Origin of the sequence: Synechococcus sp. R6-10 (assembly GCF_047461815.1) — a bacterium.
Classification (GTDB): domain Bacteria; phylum Cyanobacteriota; class Cyanobacteriia; order Thermostichales; family Thermostichaceae; genus Thermostichus.
Genome location: NZ_JANSHW010000657.1, coordinates 1 through 663, shown reverse-complemented (window position 1 = coordinate 663; position 663 = coordinate 1). Strand labels below are relative to the sequence as shown.

The window sequence follows — 663 nt, the reverse complement described above, 5'->3', positions numbered from 1 at the left end:
CCCAGTTCGAGTAGACGCGGCTTTCCGCCTCGCGCTTGCGCGTGCCCTGCTCGCTCAGGCGGCGCAGTTCCTCTTGCTTGCGCTGGTGCAGTTGCCAATCCTGCAGCGTCGCGCCCTCGATAATCACCACCTGCGGGCGGAACGCATACGCCTCCTCAAGGTACTGATCGATCCACTTGCGCACGGTGGGGTTATTGAGGTGTCCCACCAGCGAGTACGATTCGTGCGGCAGTCCCAGCACGACCGTCTCGCCCTCGATGGTCACCAGTTGTAGCGCGTCCAGGGCGCGGTAGACCGTCGGTCCCGACACTTTCTGCTTGACGCGCTCGCGAATAGCGTTCCACGCCTGTTGCATCTCCTGATTCATGCGACCTCCCGATGATGGCGCTGCCACAGAATGCGCAGCCCCTCCAGTGTGAGCATGGGTTCCACCTGCTGGATGCTGGGGCAGTTCGGCGCGAAGCGGGGCGCGAGTCCGCCTGTGGCGATGACCCGCGCGTCGCTGCCTAACTCTTCGCGGAACAGGCGCAGCAGGTGTTCGATTGCGCCGACGGAGCCAAGGATGACGCCGCTGCGCAGGCTCTCTGGGGTGGTTTTGCCGATGGGCTGGCACGCGCCCTCGACGGCGATGCGCGGCAGGCGCGCCGTGCGCCCCGCCAGCGA

At 66.1% G+C, this 663-nt stretch carries 2 protein-coding genes; both read right to left on the bottom strand.

The features are described 5' to 3' along the window. Positions 1-367, bottom strand: a 367-nt coding sequence (locus NW837_RS15095; RefSeq protein WP_414332435.1) for a hypothetical protein, incomplete at its 3' end; no start/stop codon positions are given. Next, the coding region (locus tag NW837_RS15090; RefSeq protein WP_414332433.1) for a type III pantothenate kinase at positions 364-663 on the bottom strand (300 nt) is incomplete at its 5' end. The genes NW837_RS15095 and NW837_RS15090, both read right to left, overlap by 4 nt.